This window comes from Mesorhizobium sp. M1169 (genome assembly GCF_040318345.1).
Lineage (GTDB): Bacteria > Pseudomonadota > Alphaproteobacteria > Rhizobiales > Rhizobiaceae > Mesorhizobium.
This window is the reverse complement of the sequence record NZ_JAMYME010000009.1, coordinates 116,335-131,300: the sequence shown is the minus strand read 5'-3', so window position 1 is coordinate 131,300 and position 14,966 is coordinate 116,335. Positions and strand designations below refer to the sequence as shown.

Annotated in this window: 13 protein-coding genes; 5 read left to right on the top strand and 8 right to left on the bottom strand. The window is 56.4% G+C overall.

Annotated elements, in window-relative coordinates; all coding sequences use genetic code 11:
* Positions 1-635: 635 nt before the first annotated feature.
* The 6 genes from NKH41_RS12210 to NKH41_RS12185 form a co-directional block, all read right to left on the bottom strand.
* Positions 636-941 (bottom strand): hypothetical protein, encoded by a 306-nt coding sequence (locus NKH41_RS12210; protein ID WP_352932690.1) that lies wholly within the window; start codon positions 939-941, stop codon positions 636-638.
* Positions 942-1,470: 529 nt separating this feature from the next.
* On the bottom strand, positions 1,471-1,911 hold the full coding sequence (locus NKH41_RS12205; protein ID WP_352932687.1) for a hypothetical protein: 441 nt from the start codon (positions 1,909-1,911) through the stop codon (positions 1,471-1,473).
* Positions 1,908-2,108 (bottom strand): hypothetical protein, encoded by a 201-nt coding sequence (locus NKH41_RS12200; RefSeq protein ID WP_352932684.1) that lies wholly within the window; start codon positions 2,106-2,108, stop codon positions 1,908-1,910. The genes NKH41_RS12205 and NKH41_RS12200 overlap by 4 nt, the downstream gene beginning before the upstream one ends.
* A complete protein-coding gene (locus tag NKH41_RS12195; RefSeq protein ID WP_352932681.1) occupies positions 2,089-2,274 on the bottom strand; it encodes a hypothetical protein in 186 nt (61 codons plus the stop codon). The genes NKH41_RS12200 and NKH41_RS12195 overlap by 20 nt, the downstream gene beginning before the upstream one ends.
* The gene (locus tag NKH41_RS12190) at positions 2,268-2,474 is read right to left on the bottom strand and encodes a hypothetical protein (RefSeq protein ID WP_352932679.1); all 207 of its coding nucleotides are present in this window, start codon (positions 2,472-2,474) and stop codon (positions 2,268-2,270) included. The genes NKH41_RS12195 and NKH41_RS12190 overlap by 7 nt, the downstream gene beginning before the upstream one ends.
* A 748-nt stretch (positions 2,475-3,222) precedes the next feature.
* Positions 3,223-3,807, bottom strand: a complete 585-nt coding sequence (locus tag NKH41_RS12185) for a recombinase family protein (RefSeq protein WP_352932676.1) — start codon at positions 3,805-3,807, stop codon at positions 3,223-3,225.
* Between the two features lie 378 nt (positions 3,808-4,185).
* On the opposite strand from NKH41_RS12185, the gene NKH41_RS12180 reads away from it, so the two are divergent.
* Entirely contained in the window at positions 4,186-4,437 is a 252-nt protein-coding gene (locus tag NKH41_RS12180) for a Y4lK-related protein (RefSeq protein WP_352932673.1), read from the top strand.
* Positions 4,438-4,570: 133 nt separating this feature from the next.
* Here NKH41_RS12180 and NKH41_RS12175 read toward each other — a convergent pair whose 3' ends face one another.
* Complete coding sequence (locus NKH41_RS12175) at positions 4,571-5,002, bottom strand: hypothetical protein (RefSeq protein WP_352932670.1); 432 nt, start codon at positions 5,000-5,002, stop codon at positions 4,571-4,573.
* A gap of 175 nt (positions 5,003-5,177) precedes the next feature.
* Between NKH41_RS12175 and NKH41_RS12170 the strand changes: the two genes are divergently transcribed.
* Positions 5,178-6,215 (top strand): PIN domain-containing protein, encoded by a 1,038-nt coding sequence (locus tag NKH41_RS12170; RefSeq protein ID WP_352932668.1) that lies wholly within the window; start codon positions 5,178-5,180, stop codon positions 6,213-6,215.
* Positions 6,216-6,647: 432 nt separating this feature from the next.
* Here NKH41_RS12170 and NKH41_RS12165 read toward each other — a convergent pair whose 3' ends face one another.
* On the bottom strand, positions 6,648-10,448 hold the full coding sequence (locus tag NKH41_RS12165; RefSeq protein ID WP_352932665.1) for a DUF5906 domain-containing protein: 3,801 nt from the start codon (positions 10,446-10,448) through the stop codon (positions 6,648-6,650).
* Positions 10,449-10,972: 524 nt separating this feature from the next.
* On the opposite strand from NKH41_RS12165, the gene NKH41_RS12160 reads away from it, so the two are divergent.
* The 3 genes from NKH41_RS12160 to NKH41_RS12150 all read left to right on the top strand — a co-directional run bounded on the left by NKH41_RS12160 (position 10,973) and on the right by NKH41_RS12150 (position 14,941).
* Entirely contained in the window at positions 10,973-11,620 is a 648-nt protein-coding gene (locus tag NKH41_RS12160; protein WP_352932662.1) for an FxLYD domain-containing protein, read from the top strand.
* 48 nt (positions 11,621-11,668) lie between these two features.
* Complete coding sequence (locus NKH41_RS12155) at positions 11,669-13,582, top strand: DUF7380 domain-containing protein (protein WP_352932660.1); 1,914 nt, start codon at positions 11,669-11,671, stop codon at positions 13,580-13,582.
* A gap of 147 nt (positions 13,583-13,729) precedes the next feature.
* Entirely contained in the window at positions 13,730-14,941 is a 1,212-nt protein-coding gene (locus NKH41_RS12150) for an AlbA family DNA-binding domain-containing protein (protein WP_352932657.1), read from the top strand.
* The last annotated feature ends 25 nt before the right edge of the window (positions 14,942-14,966 follow it).

Below are 14,966 nucleotides of genomic sequence, written 5' to 3'. Positions count from 1 at the left end.
TGCGCGGCGGTCATATTCTATCCCCGTCATCCACATGTCTGACACACAAGATGTTGGGGTCATAAAAGCTACGCAAACGAATCCTTGACGGTAGGAAACGAGTCGTCTTTTATGTCAATACACTCCTGTTGAGAGTGCGACCGGAAAGTTTCGAGGCCGGCCTTTTTCCCGGAATATGTGCGTTTTGAACCGCATTCCCGCCTGTTTAAGAGGCCGGCGGAAGCGTTGGGATCGTTTGCCTTGGATTTAGAAAGGGAGGATTCTCGAACTCGATTAAATCCTCTGTTACTACTATAATTAGTGTTTGCAGGTAAAATCGGCACTAGGTATTTTGAGAAACCCTTGGCCAGAGATTCGGAAAGGGGCGAGCAATTGCAGCGGGCACGTCGCCAAACATCACCCGCTGCAATCTATGACAAAACCAAGGAGGCTATGATGCCGCCCATATAGTTTAATCACTTCCCGGGGAAAGCCGCTCGCGACGGCCCAACCCGGCAGTCACCGTTAGGGTGACACGGGGCCGGGACGCAAATGTTCCGGCTCCACCATACAAAACAGAATCTAGCATACCACGGATTCTGTGGTCAAACGGCTTCGCACTATCGGTCGAACTTATGCGAGAGAGTGCGGGGCCTTCAGGCTCGTCCGCCAGAGTTAAATTCCTTCACCCAAACGCTACCGCCCAGCACCCGGAATCTTGCCGTTTGGCCGGCGAGGAGTAGGTGACCGGCCATCTCGGCATCGACATTATCGAAAGAGCTAATCGCCACGAAGGCATCGCCGTCGAGAGCGGAAACCACGACAGTGAAAAAGCCACGATCCCAATCGACCGACAGCGGCGTCATACCGTCTTCATTGATCTGCATTGCCGGTGCAAGAGTGCGGCGCAAGCAACTGTGATCGGCACCTGTGGTAAGCCATGATTCAACGCGTAGCAGCATGATCAGGCCCTCATCTCGGCGCGACGCATTGAGCAAAGTATTTGCCGCTGGGTCTGTTGCTTCGACCCTTTGAATGTGTCGAAATCACGAATGTTCAGGTTGAACGTATTATGCTGGACGGAGCGTTCGCGGCTGCGGTCGTTCGAAGCACAATTGGACATAGTAACTCCCGGCGCTCTGGAGGCGTTGACGGTCTGGTCTGTCGGGAGTGGCGAGGGTTGCTCCGCAACCATTGTGGTAGGTTTGGTAGGAGCCGAGCCAGTATGGGCCGTGAGGGGGCGGCTAAAACTGGCCCGGCTTTACCCCGAGCGTGCCTGATGGGGCGCTCTGGGATCGGTGGGCGGCCGAAGGACACTACGGCCGCCTCGTGTAAGCCGCGCCTCGGCGGGGTGGTCCAAGGCGCAGCACACGTTTCGCTTATTCTTCGGTACGTTCCGCATCGGGGCGCGGGGCGTTGCCGGGTTGATGGTCATTGGGGTCGGACGTGGGTGCTCGATCGGCGCTGTCGGGATGCGCAGGCAGAGCGATGTCATTTCAACCACGGTGTGACCAGTAGCGTGTCCGCCTCGGAAGCCCGCGCCGAATTCTTGGACCACCGCCCAAAGGCCTCATAAACAGCAAGGCGCATGTCGGGGTGGGCATTAGCCCAGAGGGCAGCGCCGTCGAGCTTGGGCGGGAGATTGATGTGAGGCTTGCTTTCCGGCGCGGTTGGTTCGGCAGGCTCTTCGGTGTTCGGCTTAAGAGTGCTGAGCCATTCGAGATTCTTCCGATCCAAGTCGGTGATTTCCGACAATTGTCTATCGCCGAGGTACTCTCGCTGGAGAGAATTCAATTCAATGACCGGCTCCGGTGCGTCTTCCACGTCACCAAGATTGGCGACCTGGAGTCGGATGACGGGATCGGCCGATACCAACGTCTCTTCGGTCAGGCCGCGCTGATTTAGAAATGCGGTTTGTGCTTGGTTGATCATGGCGATTGGTCCTTTTTCGTTTCGGAGTCCGCCGGCATGGCGGCCAGATTCAATTGTCTGATGATGGCCTTCTTTACCCACTGGTCTCTTCGCTGCCCGGCAGCCCTTGCAGCAGCGTCAATTCTCTCGACAAGGAGGGTATTTGCCGGGATCACTAGCCGGCGATATTCGAGGAGGTCAGTCGGGACGATATCCATTGATCGCCTCCTCGCTGTCGTTGAGCGCATGTTCCAGCGCCTTCTGGAGATATTCCCCGCGTGTCAGGCCGGCCGACTCCGCAGCATCATCGATTCTGTCGAGGGTCCCGCTCACGGCCAGGTACCTGATCCATTCATAGGTTCCGGAGTGGGTCATGCTCAGCACGCGGATTCGTTGCGGGCACGATCCCTTTCGATCGCTTCGGCGCGTGCAATCTGGACTTCCAATAGGGCTAAAGCGGTTCTCACCACGTGCGCGCGACCAAGCCCGGTGACCGCGGCTTGGCGGTTGACGAACTTTAACTGCGAGTTCGTGATGGACACCACAAATCTATTGTGGCTGACGCCTTCTTTGCCGATAGTCATACGAAAGACTCCACTTTGCCGCCGCTTGTAATAAAGTCCCGCTGGACAATAAGTCGCAGTGCCGCTGTGAATGGCACGAGGTCTCTCAGCGCCAGCGCGTCAATGTAGTCAATCAAATGATCCGGGAGCGTGATGCTCTTATTGATGCTGCCGTTTGGGCGCATAGAATTTTTGCACGTAGACAATGTGGTTCTCATAATTGGGGGATCGAGACGCAGCGGCTACCAGCCGAGAGGCGCATAGTACCACTATGGCCAAGGTCCCTGAGTATGCTGATGGTACAGACAACAATACGTTCTGTCAAGAAAAGCTTGACAGCGGCCCAAAAATAGTGGGTGGTGCCGTAGATATATGGAATGGTGGTGCGATTAACCAACCTGATCTCTGCATGACTTGGTCTGCACTCAACCAATCAATGCTATTGGCCAGCCGAGGAGGTTTGGTGTTGGCTGGAATTGCAGGCCACAGGGTTGAGTGCAGAAACTAAACCCTGTGCAGATTCAGACTCCGCGCAGATGGGCACAGTAGGTGCCCGCCACCTACCCCACCCCTATACTGGCCAGTGAGCCTCTACTCGCATTCTGAGAGGTTCACGACGCTGAATATCGTGAAGAAAAAGAGGCCCCACCCACCCCCTACCTGTCGGGTCGGCGTCGGGCTCTTCACTCAACCACTTCGACCACAAGCCGGGACAGCAAAAGGCCCGGACGATTGCCGGGCCTTGTCGTGGATGGTGATGACGTGATGGCTATGCGGCCTTTGCCTCTGCCTCGCCTGCCTGCTTGGCAATGATCTTCTGCACCGTGGCCTTGGAGAACCCGATCTCTTTGGCAATGGCGCGGATCGATACGTTGTCAGCCCTCAGAGCCGCCACACGGGCCTCTGTGGCATCGTCCAGCCGCTTCGGCCGTCCGCCCGTGATGCCTTTGGCGCGCGCCTTGGCAATGCCCTCCATCTGCCGTTCTTTCCGTAGCTCGGTCTCAAAGGTCGCGATGCTGGCAAGGATGGAGAAGACCAAGCGTCCTGTGCGTGTGGTGGTGTCAAGGCTGGGATCGTCCAGCACCTTGAAGGCTACACCCTTCCGCTCCAGTTCGTCCGCGATCCTGTGCAGATGTAGCGTCGAGCGCGCCAGTCTATCGAGCTTCGTGATGACAAGGGTATCACCATCACGTACGTATTCGAGGCAGCGCGCCAGTTCCGGCCGATCATCGTCCAGACCGGAGAGCTTCTCTTTGAATATCTTGGTCGCGCCTGCGGCTGTCAGTCGGTCCACCTGCGTCTGGTAGTCCTGCGATCGGCTTGAGACTCTGCAATAACCAACCAGTGCACCCATACCCGTACCCTTCTGTCTAAGACATTTAGAGACAGACCTTAGTGTACGCGAAGGGTACGGTCAATCGGAATGTGCCATTAAAGTAAACATTTGTGGACACTGTAGAGGGCGGAGTTCCGGGGTTTTAGAGGGTGGTTGAGTGCAGAATGCGAGGTGCCCAGATCGATTGGCCAGCGTTTACCTAACCAATCAGGGTAAACCCCGCGCTGTGATCTATTTACCACATGTGGTATATATGATACACTTATAACCACGTGGTTATGGATAGTCGCCCGCCCGCGATCGACGCAAACAGTTTCCGGGTCGAATTTTTTATGTCAATTTTTTATCCGGGCGCGCGATTTGGAGGGTGAGGTGAGGATGAGGACGAATAGGACTATGCAGGAAAAAGACATTCCCGCCTTTGTGCAATCCGTTGTCGATCTTGGTTGCAACATCTGCGCAGTCGGCCATTTTGGATATGTGTTTGGCGATGCTGATCTGCCGCCAGCACAATGCGAGGCCATCCAACCACAGTTGCGGTTGATTGACGAAACCTACGGCAAACGCGACCACCTCATAGCGGAGATCATCGAGTACCTGCGATCGATCGGCCGCTATATCGAGGTTGGCCCGCAAACGAGGCACTAATGATAGCGGCCGTCGATTTCGAGATACGTTTTCACCCGCCCGTTGTGTTCCAATGGACCCACGGCGCGCCGGCTTCCCTGTAGCTTCCGCGACCGTCTGGAGGAGACTCTGCTAGACGACGAGGCTGGCAAATTTAAACGGATGACAGTTCAACGATCTCGAAGTTCCGACCAATGACGTTGCGCACTCTCCAAGCCTTCCCCTGGCTCTCTAGCTGCTCATTTAGCCACCCCACTGGTGGGAGCGCGAAACCTGCCATCATTTCGGGGCTGATACCGTCATGGGAAAGCATGTAGAGTCGGGTCAAATCCTGCACAAAAGCCACTCGCTGAGACACGAGGTTTTCGCGCGACGGCTCGGCAGGCACAACCTGCTTGGATCGAAGAGAGGCGTTTTCTTCGTCGCGTCTGGTGAGGCGGCTTTCTAGATTGGCAACGCGTTCACTTAGCCAATAGCGACCAAGCAGAAAACCGCCACCACCGAACAGCGCCGCAAACGTGACGAACACCCAGGGGGCTTGCATCACAACGGCCCAATTCGTTTGCAAGAAGGCTACCAAATCCATGCGCGATTCATATCAGCGCAGTCCGGCTTCGCCAACGGCTGAGATTAGAGGCGGCCGATGCTCGCTGATTGACCGAGGGCGGCGTACACCTCCCCTCATTTGAGGTATCCTGTCTCGGTGCGGTTCCGTCCCCGTGCGGCTGCGTCTAGGTTGTTGGCAGGAGAGAGAGATTCCAATGACACTGTGGCTTCTAGTAGACACTTCGGTATGGCTGGATCTTGCGAAGGATTGGCGGCAGCAGCCCGTCATCCGAGCGATGCGCGAAAGCGCCCGCCATCCCGGACTCGAACTGATCGTGCCAGACATCGTCAGGGATGAGTTCTCCCGCAACAAGGAGCGTGTGGCCGGTGACGCGCGGCGCAGCTTACAATCCCATTTCCGGCTCGTTCGCGAGGCCGTTGACAAGTTCGGCAACGATGCCACCAAAGCGGGCACATTGAAAAATTTGAGTGAAGTGGACCACAAGATCGTCGTCACCAACGGGGCCGTTACGGAATCCGTGCAGTGGATCGAGACTCTGCTCGCTGGAGGCCGCCGCATGCGGATCACGAACGCCATCAAACAGCGTGTCGCAGAAAGGGCGCTGGCGGCGGTCGCGCCATACCATCGCCAGCGCAATAGTGCTGGCGACGCCGCTATCCTCGAATGTTTTGCGCAGGTCGTCCGGAATGGTGGTCAGTACGACACGTTCCATTTCGTGACCCATAACACTAAGGACTTTAGCGAGGAGGCAGGGGACCGTCGAAGGCCCCACCTGGACCTCGCCCCCATATTTGACGGCAAGAGGTCCGTCTACTGGACATCACTTGTCGACGCACTGAACGGGTTCGAGCCGGGTTTACTCGAAGAGATCGACGCGGAGTTCAATTGGACCGATACGCCGCGCGGTCTATCGGAAATTCTTGAGGCCGAACGCCTGATGGAAAGGCAAGTTTGGTACAACCGCCATCAGAACTTGCGCATCGGGATCGAGCGCGGCACCGAGAAGATCGTCACGAATGAGGAGTGGTCGGTAGCTGAGCCAAGCGACCGCCACAACATGATCACCGCTGGCACTTGGCGCATCGCCCAAGACTCTGCGCGCAGGACCGAGAAAGAGATCGGCACCGACAAACTCGGCCCTTGGACGAACTTCGAATGGGGCATGCTAAATGGCAAACTGTCGGCACTGCGTTGGGTAATGGGCGATGAGTGGGACATGTTGGACACGTAGGTGTCTGTCACCGAACCGCTCTTCACACAGTATCGAAGGTAATTGAGGCGGGCGGTCGATCTGCGCTCAACAGGGGAGCTTGTGAGGTCATCGAGGTCGTGGCCATGGGCTGGCGTGGTCGGTTAGTCGTCACCATCGCACTTGGCTATCGCGGTCTGCTTCTGCACTCGACCTCACGGTGACTGAGGCGTGCGCTTGCAGGGTTGAGTTCAGAGCCCTTCAGAGTCCAAGATTCCAAGGAGTCCAAGTACTTTTCAACTCTAGTACGAACCATAAAAAAACTGATTGCGGTTATCCTCCCTCGTTTGAGAAGGGAGAAGAGAGACTTATTTTTTTTAGAAGTCCTAGAGACTCGAAATCTACATGGACTCCTTGGAATCTTGGACTCTGGTGAGCCGTGAACGAATGCACCATTTGCTGCGGCGGTGACCATCACCTTGCACTCCCGCTGTTCAGCCCGAGCGTCTTGCGAATGAACTCGTCCGCCTCCGCCCTCACCTCGACGCGCTCCATTTCGAATGCCGCGCACTCGATCCTGTAAGCGCCCATCGCGTCCTTGTTTTGCGTCTCCGGCTTCTTTGGGTACATGGCGACCTGGGGCTTAACCAGCCGGATGAAATCGGCCTCGTTATCGACCGTCCTATGGTTCAACGGTAGGTGGTGATCCTCGTAGAACGCGCGGAGGTCCGGCAGAGACGGCAGAATGTAGGTGCGGCCAGTAACGCCGTTCCCTTCGATCCCGACAAGCGAATCCCCATCCTCGGTCTCCTTGAACATCCCAAGAAGGTATTTGCCGATCTTCTCCGCTGAGACCTCCTTACCATAGTAGGTGCCGACCTCGGCGCGATAGCTCTCGTAGATGGTATCCTTGGCAATGGTGAGTGGTGCTGTCCTCCAACCTTCCAGCTTCTTAGGCTCAGTGATCAGGCTGACTCCGTCCGCGTCAAGGAAGGTCCCGCTCGTCAGGACGCCGCGCAACCACTGATCTTCGGCGCTTTGATTCGTCAGGATTTGATCCATCAGAGCGGCGGTGCGAGGCGGGGTGCGCAGGTCCACGTCGAGCCTGTCGAGGTCAATGTGGAGGAGATCATATGCTAATTCAGCCGGGAGTTCACCGTCTGCGATGCGCGCCACGAAGTGATCCCAATAGGCCCGGTTGTGCATCTGCTCCGGTGGAACAAGCGTCACTGCATAGCGACGTTCATCTGGTGTGGCGCGGACGACGTTCTCGGCATTCGACAAGAAGATGAACCGGCGATAGTCGTCGATTTCAGTGGCGTCCATGAACTTGCGTTCCAGCATCATCCGATCGCTGGTGATCATGTCCTTCACGATGCTATCGACCTTGCGGTCTCCTCCGAAGAATGCCTCCTCGGCGATTGCCAGAATCTTGGCGTCCATGTGCCCGTTGAAATTGCCCGTAAGCTGCTTCGGGTCGCTCACCTTGACACTGTGACGGCCCAAGATAGGACGCAACGCATCGACGAAGATGCCCTTGCCGATGCCCTTCAAACCTCGCAGGACCAGTGCCGTGCCCGGCTTCTTATCCGGCTGCTGCATCATCTGCGCCAACCACGTTATGACATATTTGAAGAAACGCATGTTGCCGCCGCAGATGATGTGAAAGACATGGCGATAGTAATCCATGCAGTCGCCTTCGACCGGTTCCAGAGCGAGACCTCGATAGAGGTTCAGATGGTTTTTAGGCGTGAGGTCCTTCGTCCCGTGAACATAGGGCTTGAACACGATTTCCGTGCGGTGGTCGCGATAGGTGGAATCTAACCATTCGGGGAATAGCTTCTCGAACTCTTTGCCGTAGGTCCACGGGCGGAAGACTATGTCCGCGGCTTCGACCGAAAGCCAAGGTTCGTCAGTTTCGCGCTTCTGGTAGAACACGACGCCGGAGCCGCGTTGCACAAGGGCGAGCACTTCGTTCATTGCGCGAATGCCATCGATCAACAAGGGATAGTGCCGATCCTCGCCGGGCATCCCCTCGCCATCCTTCAAACGCTTCTTAGCCTCCGCCTCACGCGCGTTGTTCTTGGCGCGGGCTTCGACCTCCTTTTTGAAGTCGGTCAGACCTCCAACGATCTTCAACCCTTTGATGCGTTCATAGATCGGGACGCGGCTCTTCTGCCGCGCCAAGCAATTCATGAGTGCTTCCATGGTCGTGATCGATGGCGCGCCGCTCGCATCCTTTTCGGTACGGGCTTTTTCTATCAGGGCGTCTAGGCCTACTTGACCATCGCCGGTCGCTTCCCGATCGGACATCAAGTCGTATTCCGGATCGTAGAGCGTCGACTCGTCAATCCAACCGAGCTTAATCGCCTCGCAAAGCATCTTTAGCCGGTCTTTGCCACCCAGCGGCTTGCACGTCTCGTGCGAGCACTGAAAGTGCATTTCTGATCGGTAGTTGCCCATACTGGCGACGAAGCAGCCGGGATCGAATTCCTTTCCCTTCGATGGCAAATGCCTACCGAGGGGGCATTGGACAGTCAGATGTTCGTTGCCCTCATCCTTGAATAGAACCTCATCACGAATGGGGCTCTTATTGAAGGCCTTGACGATGTCGAAATAGTCGGCCCGGTCCTCGCCATTCCGATCTGCCCAACGTTTCAGATTGACACCACCGGGCGTGATGATTGACTCGCTGCCACCCATCGCCTCGGCAGTGGCTTCGAACGGGTCGCTGGCCTTCTTACGCGCCCGTTCAAGCTCTTCCCATTTGACGGAAGCACCCGCGCGGTTAATCACGATCTTCGGCGGAGTGGCATTCTCGCGGGCGCTGGGGCGGTAGAAACCACGGTTAAGTTCCAAGGTGCTTTCATCGACGTTGACGCCGACGAGCAAGCCAAGGCCACGAAGCTTTTCGCCCCATTCCGCGATCAATTCCTTGTCGCGCCCCAGATAGTTTTTGCGAAGGACGGGCTTGTCGAGGACGAAGCCAATCCGATGTTTTTCGATCGGGATCGTCTCGGCAAGAACATACCATCCACCATCAATCTGATCGAGTATCACACTCGTGATGCCGTCGATCACACGTGGAAGATACAGGGACTTTTCCCGGAGGTATTCTTTGAAGGCCTCAACAGTAGGTTCGTTCGGATCGTAGCCTTTCGCTTTGCCACCCTTCTTAGTGCACCAGTCGCCATATTTCTGGTGATGGATTGGGACCTGTGTCGAACCGAAATTGTGCGAGGCGTGAAGGATGAAGAAAAGCCCCGTCTTGAACGCCAGCCGCTTGGTTTCCTCGTACAGCGCGCCGTTGTCGACATCCACCCACGCCATGTAAAGTGACTTGACGTTCGGAACGAGTTTTTGAGCCCCACTCAGTTCACCTGGGAAGAACGCGCCATCGTCTTTATCATCGCCGACTCGGTAGGCGTCGAACCATTCGTTACTCAACACCTCGATCGTCTTCGGTTTTTTCACGCCGGGTGACCACGGAATCCAGTCCTTCGACTGGATCGAGGCAGTCATTTTTCCATTCCACTTTTTGGGCCGTGGCTTGCAGATCGAAACTTCGACGTTGCGGGTTACCGGGTTCCACTCGCCGTAGAACTCGACATCATAGCGGGTCTCTGTCGGCTCGCTGTCGATCGACGGAATTGCGTCTGCACTCAACCCGCTTGGATCGTCGTCACCACCATCTCCAAGGATGAACGCATTCAAGACCTCCTTGACGGTGTAGATTTCAAACGGCTCTCCAGCTTCAAGGATGGCTTCCGACATATGGTGCAGTTGATAGTCACCATAGAGAAGCGGCACATCGAATTCCGCATAGGCGTCGGGATCGTCGTGTTCGTCCATGTAGCCATCGTCGAAAGCAGGCTGGATACCACGCAACGGGTTATCGTCCGTTGTCGTCAGGTAGACCAGATGAATGATCCCGTTCGGGCCGTTGATGGCATACGAAGGCAAGAGGTCGGCTGAATCTTTGCGAGCGTCGGCCTCGTAGCGGTAGGCAAACCGGATGCCGGTGATCTCGGCAAACACGTGGTGATCGCCGGCCAAGTGGCGAGCCTCATGGATCGCTGCTGCAAAATCGGCAATTGGCTTGGTGACGATGCCCTCGCGTTTGCCCTCATCGTTGCGATGGAACAGTGTCACCGTTTCAGCATCACCCAGCATCGCGAGCAATTGACGCGCGACACGGGCGCGTTTGAAAGGATGGATTGATGCGGATGGTTGGGTACTGGAGGCCGTGTTCTTGGCCGAAGGGGACTTGGTCATTATGTGGTCTTTCCAGATCGACAGACATGCGTCTGCATCCCCGAGGCGCTCATGCGCAGCGGGTGGTTTCACTTTTGAACCGACGATCTGGATTTTGCTTCCGGTCTAGATCGCGGCGACGGGTTGCGTTTCGAAGCGAACCCCCGGCCCGCGAACTCTGGACGCTAACTGCTTGGTGGTTTAGTGCCGACAGTCCCGAAAGACTGACGGCACGATCTAAACCAAGAAGCACCCACCATCAACCATAGTAATGGGCGCTCGTCAAGATACGGCTCACTTCGAGTTAGACACGCTGCCAACATTCTCAAGCTGCAATCGAAATATACAAAGCTTTCTGAGAGGCGTTGTTTTTAAATTTATTCTGCTCTCATTCTGAGAGGCGATGCAATTATTCAATATCATCCCACCCTATACGGAGGCACTTTGCATTCGCGGGGACGCTGGGAATTTAGCGATCCGATAAACGTTATCTTGAATGTAATCCGCGAATATATCGTCCGACCATGGAATTGAGAGGCGGGCAAATGGCAAAGGATGACACACAAACGTTCGGCACAAAAAATCAACGCAGCAATGATATTGCCGATGTGCGATTGAGGTTGCGGACGGCGGTCGAGCCCGCCCATATTAAGGCTAAACGCGCGAAGACGTGGAAGGATTACTTATTCTACGGCTTCGTCGGCCTTCTGTTCATGTCGGCTGCTGGCAACATCGGCAGAATCTTTGAAGACCCTAAGGTCCGCGACGCTCGCTTGGCAGGAGAGGTGCAAGCGGCCGCAGAGGCTAAAAGAACGGAGGCTGCTCAGAAAGCAATTGAGGATGCTAATCAGAGGAAGCTTGACGCTGCCGCCAAAGAAGCCGCTCGGATCGCGTCACTACCTAAGTTGAAGGTCGAATCCTGGCAGTGCACAAATGAATACGGCTTCGCGAAGGTGACCGGAGAAGTAACTAACCGGAGTAGCGAGCCGATCGAGAGCTTGATGGTCATCGGGATTTTCCGCACCAGCAACGATGAATTCGTGAAAAGCGCAGAGGCTATGGTTGACTATCAGCCGCTTATGCCCGGCCAGACCAGCCCATTCCCTGCGATGACGACAGACAATCCCATTATGAGAAACTGTAATGTGGCCTTCAAGACGATGTTCGGAGGCCTCGTCAGTTCCGGCCGCTAGGCCGCTTGGAGTCGCACGGCGCTCGGCCGACTGATATGGAGTTCAACTATGTCAACCGACGAGTCGAGCGAAGCCGAAGATCAAGAGCCCACCCAGAGCGCACCTGCTCCCGGCGTAGCATTTGTCGTTCCTATCGAGATTTTCCGGTTGAAGTCGGTGACGGCGTCGATAGATAATCCCAATGAGGTCGATATTCAGGGGACGCATACTCGGCTTGCAGCAGCAGCGACGGCTGCACGTGAGGTAGGTGATCCCGCCGCAGATGCCTTGCAGGTCCTTTCCGGTATCGCCTCATGCCACTTCGTGCCGGAGAACCGCGTCGAGCCTTTCCAGCCCATGGCGACGTTCAGTGGTCGGCGTACGCTCATTTCCGGCGATCTCCTCGCAGAGCAAATAGAGGTGTTGGCAGCGTTCTCGCCTGATATCCCGAGTCCGGCCCTGCGAGCCCGTGTGAGCGATGTTTGCCGGTTGCGGGTGCCGAAGAACGCCAACGCTGGGATGCGCGCCGTTGGCGCCTACGTCGATTGCGTGGCGATGGTCCTTCGCGGCGAAGCCGAGTTCGCCTTTGAAAAAAAGAGCGCGGCATGCGTCACGGGATGCGACCTTCTGAGAAGGGCAACTATCATCGCGCGCCGCATGGGCTGGGATCGAGCCGAGTTCGATCCACTGCGCAACGTCATATCCGATGTTTCCCAGATGGCGGCAGGCTCGAATGACTCGTGGGGATTTGTCCATATCGCGCCCGTCAACCTCGACAATGGCATCTGGGAGCCGAAGGCCGTGGCCGACGCCGCCGAACATCTGGCAACGCACGACAAGATTGCAGGGGATCATTTCTGTCAGCGTGAGCTATGGCAACTCGCGGCCCGCGCATACCATCGGGCGAAGGATAACGAGAACGAGAGCCGTTGCTTGATCGCTGCGGCCGAGACGTATGTCGGCAACGCCGATGCGCGTCCCGAGTCTGCCATGGTGCAGGTCAGTTTCCTCGACAGCGCAATTGAAGCGTTGCGTCCGATACCGGGCACCGCGCAACGCCGCCGTGAGCTACAGGATCGTCTCAACGCTATCCAACCGAACATCCGAGATGAGATGTCGAGCTTCTCGCATGAGCAGGATATCACCGAACTTGTCGGCGCGATCGAAACGGCTGTTAGTCGGAAGCCGCTCCCAGATGTGCTTAAGGCGCTCTTTACTTGCGAACGCTCGCCTGAGCCCGACGCACTCCGAAAGCAGGTTCTCGAAAACGGCTATGGCAGCATATCGGCTATGATGCCGATGACGCTGAGCGACCATCAAGGCCGGACACGGTTCAAGGCTCCCGGCCTAAGCTTCGCTGGCCCTCCTGATGAGGATCAAGTGCGCTTCCTGATCAACCAGCAGGAACAGTTTCGACGACAAATGGCCGTGGCTGGTAAGATCAACACCATCCGCCGTGTGATCATGAACGAGCATTACGTCTCCCTCGCCATGTTTATGCCGATCATGCAGGCAAGCGCATTCGTGCCGCCTGACCATGAACTGATCTTCGCCAAGGGCGCGTTCCGGTTCCTCGCAGGCGATGACATCGAGGCTGCACACTTGGTCCTCCCGCAACTGGAGAACTCGTTAAGGTATATGCTCGCCTTGAAGGGAATCGAGACGAACCGGATCAATCCTGACGGCACTCAGGAAGAGGCAATGCTGAGCCGTCTGCTAGAAGAGTACCGCGATCCCCTGCTTACAATGATCCCGGCTGCGATGTTGCAAGAAGTCGATCTTCTCTTCAACTTCCGGGGTGGCGCATCGGTGCGTAATGAGCTTGCGCATGGGAAAATGGGGGAGGGCGACTTCTGGAGCCCAGACGTGGTTTATGCGACATGGCTAGTCCTACGTATGGCGTGTGCGCCGGCATTTAGAGTGTGGCCAGACGTTGCCGCCGCGATAGCACGCGTGGGCGGCTTGCTAAGCGGTCCAGTTTAACAGTCAGTCTTGCATTCGTCCGCGCGGGGGCACAGGGGAGCCTTCGCCCATTGCCCGGGACATCTCGCACGCGCTGCGCACCCCTAGGAGCCCGCATGGAGTTCCTCTACTAGGGGAGGCGACGGCGTCGGGAAGTTTGGAGGGCCTATGTCGATATTCCAACCTGTGCTGGAAGACGTTGCCGAAATCGATGTTGCGGAACTTGTTGCGGACGTCCAACACGAGGGGCTTAGCCTCGAATTCAAACGAGACATGTACGGAAACTCGGACGCCGACCGAAAAGAATTTTTGAAGGACCTGTCGTCTTTCGCTAACTCCGCTGGCGGATATCTTGTGATCGGTATCGATGAAGACCAAGGAGCGGCCATCGCAATAACGCCGATTGCAGGCGATTCTGATGCCGCGCTTCAACGGCTGGAGCAGATCGCCAGAACTGGAATAGAACCCCGCATCGTTGGCATTCGAATGCGCGCTGTGCCGATCGCCGCAGGCGGGTTCGTTTACGTCATTCGAATTCCCAAAAGTTGGAATCCCCCCCATCGCGTCTCGTATCAGAACTCCAATCGCTTCTATCTCCGGTCGTCAGCCGGTGCCCATGAAGCCAGCGTTGAAGAGCTACGAGCAACATTCGCAAACGGAGCGGCCATGCATGACCGGATGAGTGAGTATGTTCGTAACCGTATCCAAAGGATTGCCGACAACGAGGGGATTGTTCCGCTTGCACGTGAAGACGGAACAGAGGGGCGGCTAATCATTCACATCTTGCCCTTTGCAGCGTTTAGCGGCGGCTCACAGATCGATGTTGCGGCTGCCCAAGAAGTTGCGAATCTGCTCCAGCCGCTTGGCGCAACCGGTCGCTCTCGGATTAACTTTGAAGGCTTCATGGTGGTGCGGACGGCCGAAGTGGCGCGTGGCTACACTCAGGTTTTCCGCAATGGCGTGATCGAGGCAACCAAAGTACGAGTGATCTCCTTGCATCAACAACAGGTCAACCAACAGGTCTTAAGAGTACCGACGCGTGCGTTTGTAGAGCCAATCTATGCCCGACTGCCGTCATACATGCGCGCTTTGCAGGCATTGGGTGTACCACCGCCCTTCGGCATATCCATATCGCTTATCGAGGTGGCGAACGCGTTTCTGGGAATAGGCAACTTTTGGGATGAGGAAAATCAACAGCCGATCGACAGGCCGAACCTAGTCCTGCCTATGCAGATCATTGCCGACTTCGGCGACGATGCATCATATCGGAGCGCCGTGACTCCAGCACTGGATGCACTATGGAACGCGGTTGGACTCCCGAGTGCTGCCCCTTTCGTGGCGAACTTCAACGAACGCGGCGAGTGGATCGAGCGAAACTAACCCTTGGACTCTTCCAGAATGAGAA

Excerpts from the sequence above, each read along its gene's own strand:
- NKH41_RS12210 (WP_352932690.1), bottom strand. The coding sequence starts at position 941 with ATGCTGCTACGCGTTGAATCATGGCTTACCACAGGTGCCGATCACAGT.
- NKH41_RS12205 (WP_352932687.1), bottom strand. The coding sequence starts at position 1,911 with ATGATCAACCAAGCACAAACCGCATTTCTAAATCAGCGCGGCCTGACC.
- NKH41_RS12200 (WP_352932684.1), bottom strand. The coding sequence starts at position 2,108 with ATGGATATCGTCCCGACTGACCTCCTCGAATATCGCCGGCTAGTGATC.
- NKH41_RS12190 (WP_352932679.1), bottom strand. The coding sequence starts at position 2,474 with ATGACTATCGGCAAAGAAGGCGTCAGCCACAATAGATTTGTGGTGTCC.
- NKH41_RS12185 (WP_352932676.1), bottom strand. The coding sequence starts at position 3,807 with ATGGGTGCACTGGTTGGTTATTGCAGAGTCTCAAGCCGATCGCAGGAC.
- NKH41_RS12180 (WP_352932673.1), top strand. The coding sequence starts at position 4,186 with ATGCAGGAAAAAGACATTCCCGCCTTTGTGCAATCCGTTGTCGATCTT.
- NKH41_RS12175 (WP_352932670.1), bottom strand. The coding sequence starts at position 5,002 with ATGGATTTGGTAGCCTTCTTGCAAACGAATTGGGCCGTTGTGATGCAA.
- NKH41_RS12170 (WP_352932668.1), top strand. The coding sequence starts at position 5,178 with ATGACACTGTGGCTTCTAGTAGACACTTCGGTATGGCTGGATCTTGCG.
- NKH41_RS12165 (WP_352932665.1), bottom strand. The coding sequence starts at position 10,448 with ATGACCAAGTCCCCTTCGGCCAAGAACACGGCCTCCAGTACCCAACCA.
- NKH41_RS12160 (WP_352932662.1), top strand. The coding sequence starts at position 10,973 with ATGGCAAAGGATGACACACAAACGTTCGGCACAAAAAATCAACGCAGC.
- NKH41_RS12155 (WP_352932660.1), top strand. The coding sequence starts at position 11,669 with ATGTCAACCGACGAGTCGAGCGAAGCCGAAGATCAAGAGCCCACCCAG.
- NKH41_RS12150 (WP_352932657.1), top strand. The coding sequence starts at position 13,730 with ATGTCGATATTCCAACCTGTGCTGGAAGACGTTGCCGAAATCGATGTT.